Source organism: Polaromonas sp. P3_C2, assembly GCF_056402675.1.
In genome coordinates, this window is the sequence record NZ_JBFUGX010000023.1 from 1 (window position 1) to 15,821 (window position 15,821).

A 15,821-nucleotide genomic window follows, 5' to 3' on the forward strand; every position below is an offset into this window, starting at 1 on the left:
GGATAGGGCGCGTGGTTCTGCAGCGCTCTCAAACCGGGACCGGAAGCTCGGATACGAAAATCCTGTTCCAGCTTGAACTTGTGGGGTTTTCGCGCCTCGGCTCCAACCCCCTGGAAACCCTGAAGTCGAATGTTCCACGTTACCAATATCTGCGTGAGAATACCAGCACGCCAAGCCGCTTTACTACTTATGACTAATAACCGCGCCGTCTCAAGATTCCTTTTGAACTCCATTCAAGCCGCCACAACGGCCTTGGCATTGTCGATTGTGCTGATGGTGGGTGCTCAGGCGCAGGGGTTGCGGCCATCGGGTACATTGCGCCTGCCCGACGCGGCCACGGGCTCCCGGACTGCGTCGGCGCAAGGAAGCGCGCAGCGGCAGGCTGACTTCATTGTTGCCGTGGTCAACTCCGAACCCATTACCAATAATGAGGTTCGAAGCAAGTTGATTCGGACCGAGCAACAAATGCTTCAGATGGGCGCGACAGTGCCGCCGCGCAGTGAAATGGTCGGACAAATTCTGGAACGCCTGATCAGCGACAAGGCGCAGCTGCAAATGGCGCGCAATTCGGGCCTGCGGGTCGATGACAATGCCGTCGAAGCTGCGGTCCAGACCGTCGCCAGCCAAAACCAGATCACGGTCGACGAGCTGCGCAACCGCCTGAAAGCGGACAGGATTGACTATGCCCAATTCCGCTCGGAATTGAGGGACGAGCTTTTGGTCAGCCGCCTGCGCCAGCGAGAACTGGAGGCGCGTGCGACGGTTACGGAGCAGGAAGTCGACCAATTTCTGCGTGATCAGGATGGCGGCACCCCATCGTCTTCGCTGGCTCTCAACCTCGCGGAAATTCTGGTGGCCGTGCCGGAAAATGCCACGCCCGATCAAGTCGCAGCACTGCAGGCCAAGGCCCAGCAGGTGATGGACCGTGCCCGCAACGGTGCCGACTTCACGGCGCTGGCCGCCGAAGTTTCAGCGTCTCCCACGCGCGCTTCAGGTGGCCTGATGGGGCTGCGGACTGCAGACCGCTATCCTGATCTCTTTGTTGAGGCGACAAGCAAATTGCAGGCGGGAGGTCTCGCGGGGCCGGTTCGAAGCGGGGCGGGATTTCACATCCTCAAAGTCATCGAAAAACGGCAAGGCGGCATGCCCAGCATGATGGTGGCACAAACCCATGCCAGGCATATCCTGCTCCGGTTGACGCCACAGCTCAGTGAAGCCGCCGCGGTGGAGAAGCTGGCGGGTTTTAAAAGACGCATCCAGGCCGGGCAGGCTGATTTCGCGGCACTCGCACGTGAGAACAGCGACGATGCCTCCGCAAAGGAAGGCGGTGACCTCGGCTGGGCAAGCACCGGCATGTTTGTGCCTGAGTTCGAGAAAGTCATGAACGGGCTGGCACCCAATCAGGTCTCGGATCCCTTGGTATCCCGTTTTGGCGTCCATCTTATTCAGGTACTTGAACGCCGCGAGACCCAGCTATCGCAACGTGAACAGCGGGAGATGGCACGCGGTGTGCTGCGCGAGAAAAAGCAAAACGAAGCCTATGCACTGTGGATCCAGGAGATTCGGGGCCGCGCCTATGTGGAGTACCGTGACGCACCGCAGCTGTGAAGATCGCCTCAGGCCTTCCTTAAGGTTCCATTCGCGCTGCGTGGGCGGGTCAACTTTCCGGGTGACTTCTCCAAGAAACGGCAGCCTTGTTTGTATGCCAGTCTGGCGGCTTTAGGTCGCCCCCAATGTGAAACATATTCCGCGCAAGCGTTTTGGCCAGCATTTCCTGACGGATCAAGGCGTCATTGAGGGGATTGTGCAGGCGATTGCTCCACGTCCAGGACAGGCCATGGTGGAGATCGGGCCTGGATTGGCTGCGCTGACCCAACCCCTGGTTGAACGGGTGGGGCACTTGACGGTCATTGAGCTGGACCGCGATCTTGCCCGTCAGTTGCGATTGCACCCCCAGCTTGCCGTGGTTGAGTCCGACGTGTTGAAAGTGGATGTCCGCCAGCTGGCGCGAACGGCCTGTGCCGAAGGGCAAAAACTTCGGGTGGTCGGCAATCTCCCCTACAACATCTCTACACCCATCCTGTTTCATTTGCTGGATGCCGTGGAGGTCATAGAAGACCAGCACTTCATGTTGCAAAAAGAAGTGATAGACCGGATGGTGGCGGTGCCAGCTACCAGCGATTATGGCCGGCTCAGCGTGATGCTGCAGTGGCGCTACGCGATGGAAAATGTGCTGTTCGTGCCGCCGCACAGTTTCGATCCGCCGCCGCGGGTCGATAGCGCCGTGGTGCGCATGGTGCCGCATGCAGCGCCTGTGGCGCTGGACGTCAAACTCCTGAGTGAGCTGGTGCAGGTCGCCTTTAGCCAGCGCCGCAAGTTGCTGCGTCACACCTTGGGAAAGTGGCTGGACAGCCACGGTTTTGGCGGGCAGTTTGATGTCAAGCGACGCGCTGAAGAAGTCGGGGTGACCGAGTATGTGGCCCTGGCGCGGAGCGTAGCGCAACTGCGCAATTAGCTGTCGGTACACCTGATATGAAGATATTTGTCATCTCACTTCCCGAGGCGACCACCAGGCGAGCGAATATTGACCGGCAAATGATGGCGCTGGGGCTGCGCTATAGCCTGATTGATGGTGTGCGAGTCGACCCAGGACGGCTGGCCGAGGTTGGTTACAGCGAAAGTGCGCGCCTGATTCGTTATGGTTACAGCATGTCGCCGGGGGAGGTCGGCTGTTTTCTCGCGCATCGGGATGCCTGGAGAGCAGTGCTGGCCGAGGGCGGAAAATGCCTGGTGCTGGAAGATGACGTATTAATTCCAACGCTAAGTACGGCGTTGCTCGCCCAGCTTGAATTGGCACCGTATCCAATGGTCAGGCTCGCAGGCGTTTTTGAGAAACGGCACAAATTCATCGGCGACACACCGTACGCAAAGTATTGGGGTGACCCTTCCGGCGCGGCGGCTTATGTGCTGGGACCGCTGGAGGCCGCGGAGTTGATACGGCGATCAGCGCGGTTTTACATGGCCGTTGACGACTTTATGGAGGCGAGGCATTTACACGGTATCAATACCTATGCCTTGTTGCCCTATCCGGTCCGCCAGGCGGGAACCGACACGCAAATCGGCCATCGGGTTCGACCGCGATTGTCCGGCATCGCGCGTCTTCAGCTGATGCTGGTGCGCATCCCGATTGATATCAGCAAATATTTTCACCGCATTCTTTACTACATGTTTTAAGTCGCGGCGCCGTCGGATGCGGCCGTTGTCTTTAACTTCCGGCCTGGCGAAAAAAAGCCCGCAACAAGCGGGCCTTTTGTGAACCGGACAGCGTGCCTTTTTTCAGGCAGCTGCCAGCCAGTAACCCGCATTAAACGGGCTGCTCATGCGCAACGCCAGTGGCGACACGTCTACCAATTTGTCGGTCGGCATGACTTCTTCGCCTTCCGCGGTTGCTTGCTGGGCCTCATTCGCCCGATCCCCTTGGCCAATGTCTGGGGAGCGGGCTACAGAAAAGAATAGAAACATCTGAACGGTATCTTGCGATCCGCCCAGTAATCAGAGGCATCCCGGAAGATGTCGAGCAACTGCTCGCGCGCTTCCTTGTCAAATTTGGCGTTGGCCGGAATTTGCTCGAGCACGACAATAAAGCCGGGCTGCGGGCCTGACTTGTGGACCAGGTCCGTCATGCAGTCGTACAGTGCGTCGAAGTTTTTGCCGAAATGCGCCGGAAAGGTGTACTGCGCCGCAATCATGTCCAGCACGTCCTGCTTGCTCTGGGCGTTGCCCAGGTTGGCGTACAGGAAATGCTGGTTTAAATGTGTCGCGGCATCCTGCAGGTCTTGCACCCGGAAGGCCCGTATGGATTGAACGATATTGGGACGTACGCCGCGCAAGGGCGTTTCACCGTCCTTGCGCAAAGGCGTTTCGTTGTCCCGACGAAGTGGTGTATCCATCTCCGCTACTCTTTCTCTTAAGTCAAAAACTCAAAATAACGATCACAGTTCAATTTATTGAACGATTTTGCGAAAACTCGCATAGTGATCGTCGGTGTAATAACAGGCATCAGGTGCGACAGGTTTCAAGCCACCACAAACGATGCGCCGGGCTCCCCGGCTGCGCTCACCGGGCGTTCTGACGGTGTATTCACGGTAGTAACCGCGACTTTGAGCCGGTAGAAGTCGTTCCCGGTTCCCAAACACCACGCCGTCCTTTTCATGCTTGAAAGGCCCGCCTTGGTAGATCAGCACCATCATGTCGCGTCCCTGGGGGGGCAATTGGACGGTCGCTATGGTCCCGATCGGAACCGGGCCCTTTGCCTGCACCATGCTGGGGATTGACCCGGCCAGACCGGTTGCCAAAACCAGCAACATGGCCGTTTTGGCCGCCCACCCATTGCGCAACATGAAAAAAACCTTTTTCTCGAATCCAGAGTTACCCGCCGATTTTTCGGGTTAACCCTTAAATTTCAAGAGAGGTAGTTTGCCGCATGTGGCTAAAAAACGCAAGTGGATGCTGAAAATTTAGGCAGTAAAGAGAGAGGTCATTGATACACTAAGTTAGTGCTAGCTATCTAATTTTTGCTTATCGACTCGCATTGGCATCCGCGACCGTCAATGCGGTCATGTTGACAATACGGCGCACCGTTGCCGTAGCAGTCAGGATGTGCATGGGCTTGTTTGCTCCCAGCAAAACCGGGCCGATGGCGATATTGCCACCCGCCGCTGTTTTCAGCAGGTTGTAGGAAATGTTCGCTGCATCAATATTGGGCAGTACCAGGAGGTTGGCCTCACCCGTCAGGGTGCTGTTCGGCATGATGAGGGCGCGCGCATCGGCGTCCAGTGCCATGTCGCCATGCATCTCCCCATCAACTTCAAGCCACGGCGCTTTTTCGCGCAGCAACTCCAGCGTGCGGCGCATTTTCAGGGCGCTGGGCAAGTTGGAAGATCCAAAATTCGAATGCGACAGCAGAGCCGCCTTCGGTTTGATGCCAAAGCGCATCATTTCCTCGGCCGCCATGGTGGTGATCTCCGCGAGCTGCTCCGCAGTCGGATCGCAGTTGACGTGCGTATCGAGCAGGAACACCTGGCGCCCCGGAAGCAACAAGCCGTTCATGCAGGCATAGGTGTTGACGCCTTCGCGCTTGCCGATGACCTGATCCAGATAGTCCAGATGATGGGCCGTCGTGCCCCAGGTACCGCAAATCAGCCCGTCCACGTCGCCTTTGTGCAGCAACATGCCGGCGATCAATGTGAGGCGGCGGCGCATTTCGATTTTGGCGATCTGCACCGTCACACCACGGCGTTCCATGAGGCGGTGATAGGTTTGCCAGAAGTCGCGGTAGCGATGATCCTGCTCGACATTGACCACGTCGTAGTCGAGCTCCTCCTTMAGGCGCAGGCCGAATTTTTCGATGCGCTGGGCAATGATGGCGGGTCGGCCAATCAGTGTCGGGCGTGCGAGTCCTTCGTCCACCACGATCTGGCAGGCGCGCAGCACGCGTTCTTCCTCGCCCTCGGCATAGGCCACACGCTTGCGGCTGGCGGCCTTGGCGGCCGCGAAAATCGGTTTCATCACCGTGCCCGAGGCGTAGACAAAGCTTTGCAGCCGTTCGCGGTAAGCGTTCATGTCCTGAATGGGCCGCAGGGCCACGCCGCTGTCGGCCGCCGCCTGTGCGACGGCGGGCGCGATCTTCATCATGAGGCGCGGATCGAAAGGCTTGGGAATCAGGTATTCGGGCCCGAACGCCAGCTTTTCACCCACGTAGGCGGCTGCCACGACTTCACTTTGCTCGGCCTGCGCCAGCTCGGCTATGGCGTGTACAGCCGCGATTTCCATCTCGACGGTGATGGTGGATGCTCCGGCATCCAGTGCGCCGCGGAAGATGTAGGGAAAGCACAGGACGTTGTTGACCTGATTCGGGTAGTCGGTGCGGCCGGTCGCCATGATGGCGTCGTCGCGCACGGTCCGGACGTCCTCCGGCGTGATCTCGGGATTGGGATTGGCCAGCGCCAGGATGATGGGCTTGGCGGCCATTTTGGCGACCATGTCTTTCTTGAGCACGCCGCCGGCGGAAAGGCCCAGGAAGATGTCCGCGCCAGCGATGACGTCGGCAAGCGTGCGTGCATCGGTCTTCTGCGCGAACTGGATCTTGTCTTCGTCCATCAGCTCGGTGCGGCCTTCGTAGACCACGCCAGCCAGATCGGTCACGAACACGTTTTCGCGCTRGATGCCCAGCTTGAGCAACAGGTTCAGGCAAGCCAGGGCGGCCGCGCCCGCGCCGGACGTCACGAGCTTGACTTGCCCCGGACCTTTGCCGACAACCTTGAGCGCATTCAGGACGGCCGCGCCCACGGTGATGGCGGTACCGTGCTGGTCATCATGGAAGACCGGGATCTTCATGCGCTTGCGCAGCTCACGCTCGATATAAAAACAGTCGGGCGCCTTGATGTCTTCAAGGTTGATGGCGCCGAAGGTCGGCTCCAGCGAAGCAATGATGTCGACCAGCTTGGCCGGGTCTTTTTCGTCGATCTCAATGTCGAAAACATCCACGCCGGCGAACTTCTTGAACAGTACGCCCTTGCCTTCCATGACCGGCTTGGAGGCCAGCGGGCCGATGTCGCCCAGCCCCAGCACGGCGGTGCCGTTGGTCACGACAGCCACAAGGTTGCCGCGGCTGGTGTACTTGAAGGCGTTGTTCGGGTCCTTGACGATTTCTTCGCAAGGTGCCGCGACGCCTGGGGAATAAGCCAGGGCCAGGTCGCGCTGGTTGGTCAGCTGTTTGGTCGCTGCGATGGCGATCTTGCCCGGGGTCGGAAACTCGTGGTATTCAAGTGCGGCGCTGCGCAATTCGGCGCGTTTTTCTTCGCGATTGGCTTCAGTGCTATTGGGCGTCGCGGTGGGGGGTGTCGGCATCAGCAAGGTCTCCAGCGGAAACGGTCGGGTCGACCGTCAATTTCTTGTAAGGTCTGCGATTGTAGGCCGTCGGAGGGGAAAACCCTAGTAAGTGAATCTACGCAAAAAGGTGCTTTGCTTTTGACTTTTCAGCACAGAAAGCCGCTTTGCCGCGTAGCTCATTCACGATGGCGGCGCGTAGCCGTTTTTTGAGCGCTTTAAGCGCGAAATAAAAAAAGCCAGGTTGGCGGGCCTGCGCCGCTCAGCGCGCAACACCCAGCAAATGGTCCAGGCGCTCGGGCTGCTCGCGCAACGCCTGGGCCGTTCCGGTGTGGACCACCATGCCGCGGTCCAGCACCACGGCGCTGTCGGAAATCGCCAGAATGGCCTGCGGGTGCTGCTCCACGATGATGGCGCTCAGGCCCTCTTCGCGCGTGATGCGGCGTATGGCGCGCAGCAGCTCCTCCACGATGATGGGCGCCAGGCCCTCCAGCGGTTCGTCGAGCAGCAGCAGCTTCGGGTTGAGTACCAGCGCACGGCCCACAGCCAGCATCTGCTGCTCGCCGCCCGACAGCTGCGTGCCCAGGTTGCCCTTTCGCTCGGCCAGGCGCGGGAACATGGCGTACACGCCATCGGGGTTCCATTTGCCCGGGCGCGCCACCGCCGTCAGGTTCTCGTGCACCGTCAGCGACTTGAAGATATTGCGCTCCTGCGGCACCCAGCCTATGCCGGCCGCCGCGCGTTCGTGCGAGGGCAAATGGTGCAACGCGACCATGGATGCGCCCGCCCCGAACGAGATGGCGCCGCCGTGCTGCCGCGTCGCGCCTGCCAGTGTGTTGATCAGCGTGGTTTTGCCGGTGYCGTTGCGGCCCAGCAGCGCGAGCGTCTGTCCCTCGCCCAGCGTGAACGACACCTCGTGCAGCACCACCGCCTCACCGTAGCCGGCGCGCAGTTTGTCGACCTTGAGCAGTTCAGCCATGAGCCACCTCTTCGCCATGGCCCAGATAGACCGCCTTGACCTGAGGGTCGGCCGCGATCTCCTCAGGCGTGCCTTCGGTCAGCAGCGTGCCGTTGACCAGTACCGTCATGGTGGTGGCGAAGCTGAACACCAGGTCCATGTCGTGCTCGATCAGCAGTACCGACACGTCAGCGGGCAGTGCGGCCACGGTCTGCAGCAGTTCTTCGCGCTCGCCGGCCGGCACACCGGCCACGGGTTCGTCGAGCAGCAGCACGCGCGGCTCGCAGGCCAGCGCCACGGCGATTTCCAGCAGGCGGCGCTTCCCGTAGGCCAGCATGCGGGTCGGCTGGTCCATCACTCCGGTCAGGTGAAACTGCTCCAGCAACTGTTCGCAGCGCTCGGCCACGCGCTGGTTGCGCCCCAGCGCCTGCCACCATTTCGCGCCGAGCCCCGCTTGCTGCGATACGGTCAGTGCCAGCGTTTCCAGCGGCGTGAGCGAATCGAAGAGCTGGTTGATCTGGAAGGTGCGCACCATCCCGCGCTTGACGCGCTGGTGCGGCGCCAGCCGCGTAATGTCTTCGCCATCGAGGAAGATGCGGCCTTCGGTCGGCTGCAGAACGCCCGTCAGCAGGTTGACCAGCGTGGTCTTGCCCGCACCGTTCGGCCCTATCAGCGCATGGCGCGCGCCGCGACGCAGGTTCAGGCTCACGTTGTTGGTGGCGGCAATGCCACCGAAGCGCATCACCAGCCCTTGCGCGGACAGTACCGCGTCGCTGTGCGGCGCCGCGCTCATGGCTGGCCTCCGCGCTTGGGCAGCCATGCCCAGGGCCGGACCAGGCGCTCGCGCCCCACCAGCACCAGCACCACCAGGAAGAGGCCTATCCAGAAGGTCCAGTACTGCGGCGTGATGGACGACAGCGCGTCCTGCATCAGCTTGAACACAATCGCCCCGGCCACACCCCCGTACAGCCAGCCCGCACCGCCAACCACCAGGATCAGCAGCACATCGGCCGAACGATGAAACTCAAACAAATCCAGCGAGGCAAAGCCGGTGGTTTGCGTCATCAACGCTCCCGCGGCGCCCGCGACGCCGGCCGCCACCGTATAGACCACCGCCAGCCGTGAAGCGACTGGAATGCCGATGGCCATGGCGCGCAGGCGGTTGTCGCGTATCGCCTTGAGTGTCGCGCCCAGCGGCGAATGCACGAGGCGACGCATCAGCACAAACAAAATGAGCAGCACGGCCAGCGAGTAATAGGCGGCGGTGCGGCCCGACAGGTCAAACTCGAAGCGGCCCAGCAGCGGGCCCATGACCACGCCCTGCAGGCCATCGGCGCCACCGGTCAGCCAGTCAAGTTTGTTGGCCAGCTCCAGCAGGATAAGCGCCACGCCCAGTGTCACCATGAGCCGTGTCAGGTCGCTGCCGCGCTGGATGGTGAGTGAACACACAGCACCCAGCAGCGTGGCGGTGGCGATGCCCACCGCCAGGCCCACCAGCGGGTCCGGCATCACCAGCTTGGCGAACAGCGCCGCCGCATAGCCGCCTATGCCGAAGAAGGCTGCATGGCCCAGCGAGACGATGCCGGTGTAACCCAGCACCAGATCCAGCGACACCGCGAACAGCGCGACGATGGCGATCTCATTGATGATGGACGCGTGGCTGGGCATCACCACCGGCGCGGCGAAGGCGGCGAGCCAGAGCACCGGTTCCCAGAGCTTCCAGCGGCTGTTTTTGAGCAGGGACGTTTGAGTGTTCATTTATCTGCCACCCTTGCGCACAAAGAGGCCCTGCGGCCGCCAGATCAGGATCGCGATCATCAGGCTGTAAACGATGAAGGCCCCCAGCTTGGGGATGTAGTACTTGCCCGCCACATCGGCAATGCCCAGCAGCAGCGCGGCCAGCAGCGGCCCAGTGATCGACGTGGTGCCGCCCACGGCCACCACGATCAGGAAGTAAATCATGAACTTGAGCGGAAAGCTCGGGTCCAGCCCCAGCACTTCGGCGCCCAGCGCGCCGCCCAGGCCGGCCAGTCCCGAGCCGACGGCGAAGGTCGAAAGGAACACCAGGTTGACGTTGATGCCCAGGCCGGCCGCCACGCGCTGGTCGTCCACCGAGGCACGCAAGCGGCTGCCGAAGCGTGTGCGAGTCAGCACGAATTGCAGGCCCAGCGTGAGCGCGGCGCACACCGCAATGATGAACAGCCGGTAGTGGCCCATGCCCAGCATCCAGGCGCCGCTGCCAATCTCGGTGCGGCCCTTGAGCCATTGGGGCAGCTGCACGATCTGCTGCGTCGAGCCGACGAAGTAGTCCACGCTGGCCACCGCCATGAACACCAGGCCGATCGAAAACAGCACCTGGTCCAGGTGCGGCTTGTTGTACAGCGGCCGGTACAGCGTGCGCTCCAGTACAGCGCCCAGCAGCGCCGAGCCGGCGAAGGCCAGCGGCAGGCACAGCAAAAAAGGCACGCCGAAGTGCTGCATCAGCAACACGGTGATGTAGCCGCCGGCCATCGCGAAAGCACCATGCGCGAGGTTGATGAAATTCATCAGGCCCATGGTCACCGCCAGTCCCACCGCCAGAATGAACAGCAGCATGCCGTAAGCGATACCGTCGAAAAGAATCGTGAGCATTTATCTTCGCAAGGAACGGCGCGGAACCGGCTTTGCCGGGCCGCAGAGGTTGCCCCCAGCAGGGGGGGAGGCGCCGCGAAGCGGCGCTTCGGGGGGTTACTTGTTCTTCCCTGGGTCCTTGACGTCCTTGATCACGTCAAACTCCACGTTGTAGAGTTGCCCGTCCTTCTTCTCGACCTTGCGCAGATAGACGTCCTGCACGATGTCGCGCGTCTGTGCGTCGATGAAGATCTTGCCGCGCGGGCTTTCAAAGAGCTGGCCCTTCATGGCTTCGAGCAGCGCGTCGCCGCCACCCTGGCCCTTGCTGGTTTTGAGCGCCTCGTAAATTACCCGCATGCCGTCATAGCCACCCACGGCCATGAAGTTGGGGCGCAGGCCCTTGTTGGCTTTGGCAAACGCTTCCACGAATTTTTTGTTCATGGCCGAGGGGTGCGCCGCCGAATAGTGGTGGGAGGTCACCACGCCGATCGCGCCGTCACCCATGTCGTTGAGCTGGTCGTCGTCCGTCACGTCGCCGGTGGCGATCAGCCGGATGCCGGCCTTGTCCAGGCCGCGTTCGAGAAACTGCTTCATTACCGCGGCGCCCGCGCCCGAGGGCACAAAGACGAAGAGCGCATCGGGCTTGTTGTCTCGCACCTTTTGCAGGAAGGGCGCGAAGTCGGGATTGCGCAGCGGCACGCGTAGCGCGTCGGTCACCTGGCCGCCGTTGAAGGTCAGGCGGTCCTTGAAGAATTTTTCGGCATCAATGCCGGGGCCGTAATCGGACACCAGCGTGACCACCGTCTTGATGCCGTTCTTGGGCGCCCAGTCAGCCAGCGCGACCGAAACCTGCGGCAAGGTGAAGCTGCTGCGCACGATGTAGGGGGAGGCCTGCGTGATGCTGGATGTTGCCGCGGCCATCACCACCATGGGTGTCTTGGACTGCGTCGCAATGGGCGCGGTGGCCAGGGCCGAGGGCGTGATGCCAAAGCCTGCCAGCACGTTGACCTTGTCGTTGACCACCAGCTCCTGCGCCAGGCGGCGTGTGGTGTCCGGCAGCGAGGTGTCGTCCTTCACGATCAGCTGGATTTTCTTGCCCGCCACGCTGTCGCCGTTCTGCGCCATGTAAAGCCGTACGGCCGCCTCGATCTGCCGGCCCGTGGTGGCCTGCTGGCCCGTCATCGGCAGGATCAGGCCGATCTTGAAGGTGTTGTCCTGGGCCAGTGCCGGGGCGGCGGCAAGTGCCGCGGCCGACAGCGCGGCGGCGGTGAGGAAGGTACGTTTTTTCATGCTTGTCTCCTGGGTGGTTTTCAGTTCTTGCTGCTGCGTCAAACGCGGCGGAGTTCAGGTTGCCGGCATCGGGTTGCAAACCGGTGCGAGTCTAGTATGAGTGCGGTATCAGCACAAATGTTCGATATGTGAACACATCGGCCATGACCTCCATGCCCTCCAWGGCTTCATTGTGTGGGTTGCCGCTCACGGGGTCACTGCTGATTCGCGGTCGATTGTGCGATCATCGCGCGCATGACCCGGTGATCGCACACAAGTTGTCCCCTCACGCGTCGGGCCGGTAGGAAGAATCCAGCGTCACCGAACCGACCACGCGCGAGACACAGGCGCACAAGCGCGTGTTTTGCTGTTTCTCGTGCTCGCTCAGAAAGACGTCGCGGTGGTCGATCTCGCCGTCCACCGCCAGCACGTCCAGCGTGCACAGGCCGCATTCGCCGCGCTTGCAGTCGGACACCGCTTCCACGCCCGCCTGCTCCAGCGCGTCCAGCAGGCTGCAACCGGCCGGCACGGTGATGTCCAGCGCGTGGCGCGGAATCAGCACCCGGAAAGCCTGCGGCGCATACCGCCCGCTGTTGCCGAAGGTCTCGTAACGCAGGTCAGTCGCTGGCCGGCCCGAGGCCTCCCAGGCATGGCGCGCGGCGTCCAGCATGGGCACCGGACCGCAGACGTACATTTGCGCGCCCGCCGGCAGCGCCGCAATCTCGCCGGCAAAGTCGATGCGCGCGTCGACGGCCACATGAAGCCGTTCGCCCAGGCAAGCCCGCAGTGTTTCGCCGTAAGCCAGTTCAGATTCACTGCGCGTGCCATACAGCATGCGCAGCGGCCGGCCCGACTGCGCACAGCGGGCGGCCAGCACTTCGGCCATGCCGACCAGCGGCGTGATACMTATGCCGCCGGCCACCAGCAGGTAGGCTGGCGCGTTGAAGTCCAGCGGGAAATGGTTGCGTGGGCCGCTCACCTGCAGCCGGTCGCCGGCGGCCAGCTGCCACATCGCGCGCGAACCGCCGCGGCCGTCGTCCAGCCGCTTCACGGCGATGCGATACGTTTGCGCATCGGTCTCGCCAACCAGCGAGTAAGAGCGCAGCTGCGGCTTGCCGTCCACCAGCAGCTGCACCTGCAGGTGGCTGCCGGGTTCGTGGCGCTGCACGGTGGCTGCGTCACCCGTGGGCCGGATGCGAAACTCGCGCACGGTGGGCGTGAGGTCCTCAAAAGATTCAATGACCGCATCGGTCCAGCTGGAGGTGGCTTTCATTCAGTTTTCCGTGATCTCTTCAATTCGAGGGTCGCCGTGGAACCGGCTTTGCCGGGCCACTGGTGGCGCCCCCTGGGGGGAGGCGGCCGCAGGCCGCTTCGGGGGGAACGTCATTTCTTTCTAATTAGACGCACGCCAGGCATCTGGTCCAGGTTGTGGCTGGCCACGGCAGCGCGCAGGTTGCGCTGGGCCAGGCGTGAGTGCTCGCGCATGATCGCTTCGGCGCGCGAGCCTTCGCGCTGCTCAATGGCGTCGAGCACCTGGCGGTGCTGGTCTTGCGCCACAACCAGCATGTCGCGCGCGCCCGGGGAATTGGCCTGCACCACCACGAAACCCGAAGGCGACGCAAAGGGCAGGCTGAACACGCGTTCGAGTTCCTTGGCAATCACGCTGCTGCCAGCCATTTCACCCAGCAGTTCATGAAACCGTTCGTTCAGCGCGACGTAGGAAGAGAAAGCCTCATCGTCCAGCGCAGGCTGGCTGAGCACCGCATCAATCTTGCCCAGGCATTCGCGGGCTTCGTTCAGCACCACGGTGGGTGCGCCTCGCTCGGCGGCCAGCCGCGCCGACAGTCCTTCAATGGTGCCGCGCAGTTCGATCGCTTCGGACACATCGCGTTCGGAAAACGTGCGCACGGCGTAGCCCCCATTGGGCAGCGACTCCAGCAGGCCTTCCTGCTCCAGCCGCATCAATGCCGCGCGGATCGGTGTGCGCGAGAAGCCGAGCTTTTCAACGATGGACAGCTCGGCAATGCGCGCGCCGCCGGGCAACTCGCCGGCCAGGATCATCTCGCGAAGCTGAAGCTGCGCCCGCACCTGGGCACTTTCAAGGCTGTTTTGGCCTGTACCCCTGTCAGAATCTGCGCCGGCAGCTACTGAATTGATAGCATTGATTGTGGTTCGCATAAAAATGACCCCGCCTCAGGCCGCCAGCCGGATAGCGATGACAGGCGCTGGTGGTTTTTCTTTCGCGATCAGTCCGTCTATCAGGCGGCGTGCCCACATCGAGCCGGCATCGATGTTGAGGTTGTAGAACTGGTGGTCCGGGTGTTCGTCGATGGCGATTTGCTGGGCCTCCAGCACATGTTCGTCCTCGCGGAAGATGCCGGCCACGCCCTCGCGCAGCTGGTGCGTCAGGCGCTGCTCACCCAGGCAGTAGTTGCGTGCGAAAGCCCAGAAGTAGTGGCAGCTGCCGTCTGTTTCTGGCGTCACCGTGTTCAGCACAAAACCATTGACGCCCTTGCTGCGGTCGCCCGGCTGGCCGTCCTTGGGTGGCGCGCCTGATCCGGCTTCGGCTACGCCGACGTCGATGTTCACAGTGCAGGGCGCTTCGAATTTGATGATCTGCCAGCGATCCACCTTGCCCCTGTAGCCGCGCGCATGCTCGATCTGCCCGGCCCAGAACGGCGGTGCGTCGATTTTTTCCATCCAGCGCGTGACGGTGGCCGTGCGGTCGCCGTGCGTGGCTACAAAGGGCGCCTCGGCCACGGCGCGCTGGCCGATGCTGGAGCCGTGCACAAAGGTTTCGTGGGTCAGGTCCATCAGGTTGTCGACGACCAGGCGGTAGTCGCACTTCACCGTGATCAGCTTGCCGTCGCCGGCCCAGTCTGCGTCGTCGTTCCAGTGCATGTCGGGCACCAGCGCCGGGTCGGCCTTGGCCGGGTCGCCGGGCCAGATCCAGACAAAGCGGTGCTTTTCCACCACCGGAAACGCGCGCACGCAGGCCGAGGGGTTCAGCGTTTCCTGGCTGGGCATGTGGGTGCAGCGGCCTTGGGCGTTATAGACCAGGCCGTGGTAACCGCAGGTCACCTCGTCGCCGTTCAGCGTGCCCATGGACAGCGGCAGCAGCCGGTGCCAGCAGGCGTCTTCCAGTACGGCGACCTGGCCGTCGGTGCGGCGGAACATCACCACCTTCTGTTTGCAGATCGTGCGCGCCAGCAGCGTGCGGCCCACCTCTACGTCATAAGCGGCGGCATACCAGGCGTTCAGGGGGAAAGTCGATTTCTGGGCATTCATGGATACTTAATGTATACACAAATTGCCAAAATGCCAAGAAAAATAGAGAAATTCAGGGAAAATACGGAGTTTCTGTATCCAATGAGGGGTGATTTTGCTGGAATACCATGGGGGTTTGTGCCTGCAACCGATGGAGACTTTCCCATGACCGCCAAGCTACCCGCCCGTTATGACCATGTCGGCAGCTTTCTGCGCCCGCAGTACCTGCTGGAAGCCCGCGAGCAAAAAGCCAAGGGCCAGATCACGCCCGAACAACTGCGCAAGGTCGAAGACCAGGCCATCACCGAAATCGTGAAGTTCCAGGAAGACGTGGGCCTCAAAAGCATTACCGACGGCGAATTCCGCCGCACTTATTTCCACATCGACTTCCTGGAGCAGATCGGCGGCGTGAAGACCGACATCCCGGTCACCATCCAGCGGCCCGACGGCAGCATGGAACTGGCGCCGCCGGTGATGCGCGTGATTGACAAGGTGCGCCACGTCAAGGACATCCAGCTCGCCGACTTCCAGTACCTGAAAAGCCAGGTCAGTGCGGGCAACACGCCCAAGGTCACCATTCCCTCGCCCACGATGCTGCACTTTCGCGGCGGCCGCGCCGGCATCAGCAAGGAGGCTTATCCCGAACTCGATCCGGCTTTCTACGACGACGTGGCAAAAGCCTATGGCGACGAGTTGCGCAGCCTGGCCGCGGCCGGTTGCACTTATGTGCAGATGGACGACACCAACCTGGCCTACCTGTGCGACGAGAAAATGCGTGAGGCGGCGCGCCAGCGCGGCGACGACCCTAATGAGCTGCCGCACCGCTACG

Annotated in this window: 17 protein-coding genes; 6 read left to right on the forward strand and 11 right to left on the reverse strand. The window is 61.9% G+C overall.

What is annotated here, in order from left to right:
- From AC1DWI_RS02235 to AC1DWI_RS02250, 4 genes are all read left to right on the forward strand, one after another.
- Positions 1-197: hypothetical protein (locus AC1DWI_RS02235; RefSeq protein ID WP_477724314.1), on the forward strand; the 197-nt coding region annotated here is incomplete at its 5' end.
- Complete coding sequence (locus AC1DWI_RS02240) at positions 190-1,608, forward strand: peptidylprolyl isomerase (protein WP_477670464.1); 1,419 nt, start codon at positions 190-192, stop codon at positions 1,606-1,608. The genes AC1DWI_RS02235 and AC1DWI_RS02240, both read left to right, overlap by 8 nt.
- Before the next feature lie 127 nt (positions 1,609-1,735).
- Positions 1,736-2,515, forward strand: a complete 780-nt coding sequence (rsmA, locus tag AC1DWI_RS02245; protein WP_477670465.1) for a 16S rRNA (adenine(1518)-N(6)/adenine(1519)-N(6))-dimethyltransferase RsmA — start codon at positions 1,736-1,738, stop codon at positions 2,513-2,515.
- 17 nt (positions 2,516-2,532) lie between these two features.
- Positions 2,533-3,234, forward strand: coding sequence for a glycosyltransferase family 25 protein (locus AC1DWI_RS02250; RefSeq protein ID WP_477670466.1), 702 nt, complete (start codon positions 2,533-2,535; stop codon positions 3,232-3,234).
- A gap of 266 nt (positions 3,235-3,500) precedes the next feature.
- Here the strand turns inward: AC1DWI_RS02250 and AC1DWI_RS02255 are convergent, their stop codons facing one another.
- Both AC1DWI_RS02255 and AC1DWI_RS02260 read right to left on the reverse strand, forming a co-directional pair.
- The gene (locus AC1DWI_RS02255) at positions 3,501-3,950 is read right to left on the reverse strand and encodes a barstar family protein (protein WP_348050784.1); all 450 of its coding nucleotides are present in this window, start codon (positions 3,948-3,950) and stop codon (positions 3,501-3,503) included.
- A gap of 54 nt (positions 3,951-4,004) precedes the next feature.
- Positions 4,005-4,367: a guanyl-specific ribonuclease gene (locus tag AC1DWI_RS02260; RefSeq protein WP_477698046.1), complete on the reverse strand. Its 363-nt coding sequence runs from the start codon at positions 4,365-4,367 to the stop codon at positions 4,005-4,007.
- Between AC1DWI_RS02260 and AC1DWI_RS02265 the strand changes: the two genes are divergently transcribed.
- Entirely contained in the window at positions 4,321-4,452 is a 132-nt protein-coding gene (locus AC1DWI_RS02265) for a hypothetical protein (RefSeq protein ID WP_477698047.1), read from the forward strand. The genes AC1DWI_RS02260 and AC1DWI_RS02265 overlap by 47 nt on opposite strands.
- A gap of 126 nt (positions 4,453-4,578) precedes the next feature.
- Here the strand turns inward: AC1DWI_RS02265 and AC1DWI_RS02270 are convergent, their stop codons facing one another.
- From AC1DWI_RS02270 to AC1DWI_RS02310, 9 genes are all read right to left on the reverse strand, one after another.
- The gene (locus AC1DWI_RS02270; RefSeq protein ID WP_477724315.1) at positions 4,579-6,909 is read right to left on the reverse strand and encodes an NADP-dependent malic enzyme; all 2,331 of its coding nucleotides are present in this window, start codon (positions 6,907-6,909) and stop codon (positions 4,579-4,581) included.
- Positions 6,910-7,150: 241 nt separating this feature from the next.
- Positions 7,151-7,867, reverse strand: coding sequence for an ABC transporter ATP-binding protein (locus AC1DWI_RS02275; protein WP_477724316.1), 717 nt, complete (start codon positions 7,865-7,867; stop codon positions 7,151-7,153).
- Positions 7,860-8,639 (reverse strand): ABC transporter ATP-binding protein, encoded by a 780-nt coding sequence (locus tag AC1DWI_RS02280; protein ID WP_477670469.1) that lies wholly within the window; start codon positions 8,637-8,639, stop codon positions 7,860-7,862. Before AC1DWI_RS02280 ends, AC1DWI_RS02275 begins: the two co-directional genes overlap by 8 nt.
- Entirely contained in the window at positions 8,636-9,604 is a 969-nt protein-coding gene (locus tag AC1DWI_RS02285) for a branched-chain amino acid ABC transporter permease (RefSeq protein WP_477670470.1), read from the reverse strand. The genes AC1DWI_RS02280 and AC1DWI_RS02285 overlap by 4 nt, the downstream gene beginning before the upstream one ends.
- Positions 9,605-10,477, reverse strand: coding sequence for a branched-chain amino acid ABC transporter permease (locus AC1DWI_RS02290; protein WP_477670471.1), 873 nt, complete (start codon positions 10,475-10,477; stop codon positions 9,605-9,607).
- 96 nt (positions 10,478-10,573) lie between these two features.
- Positions 10,574-11,746, reverse strand: coding sequence for an ABC transporter substrate-binding protein (locus AC1DWI_RS02295; RefSeq protein ID WP_457281940.1), 1,173 nt, complete (start codon positions 11,744-11,746; stop codon positions 10,574-10,576).
- A gap of 265 nt (positions 11,747-12,011) precedes the next feature.
- Positions 12,012-12,998: a PDR/VanB family oxidoreductase gene (locus AC1DWI_RS02300; RefSeq protein ID WP_477724317.1), complete on the reverse strand. Its 987-nt coding sequence runs from the start codon at positions 12,996-12,998 to the stop codon at positions 12,012-12,014.
- Between the two features lie 110 nt (positions 12,999-13,108).
- Positions 13,109-13,813 (reverse strand): GntR family transcriptional regulator, encoded by a 705-nt coding sequence (locus AC1DWI_RS02305; RefSeq protein WP_457281942.1) that lies wholly within the window; start codon positions 13,811-13,813, stop codon positions 13,109-13,111.
- Positions 13,814-13,918: 105 nt separating this feature from the next.
- On the reverse strand, positions 13,919-15,013 hold the full coding sequence (locus AC1DWI_RS02310; RefSeq protein WP_477670474.1) for an aromatic ring-hydroxylating dioxygenase subunit alpha: 1,095 nt from the start codon (positions 15,011-15,013) through the stop codon (positions 13,919-13,921).
- A 144-nt stretch (positions 15,014-15,157) separates the two neighbouring features.
- Between AC1DWI_RS02310 and AC1DWI_RS02315 the strand changes: the two genes are divergently transcribed.
- The coding region (locus tag AC1DWI_RS02315) for a uroporphyrinogen decarboxylase/cobalamine-independent methonine synthase family protein (protein WP_477724318.1) at positions 15,158-15,821 on the forward strand (664 nt) is incomplete at its 3' end.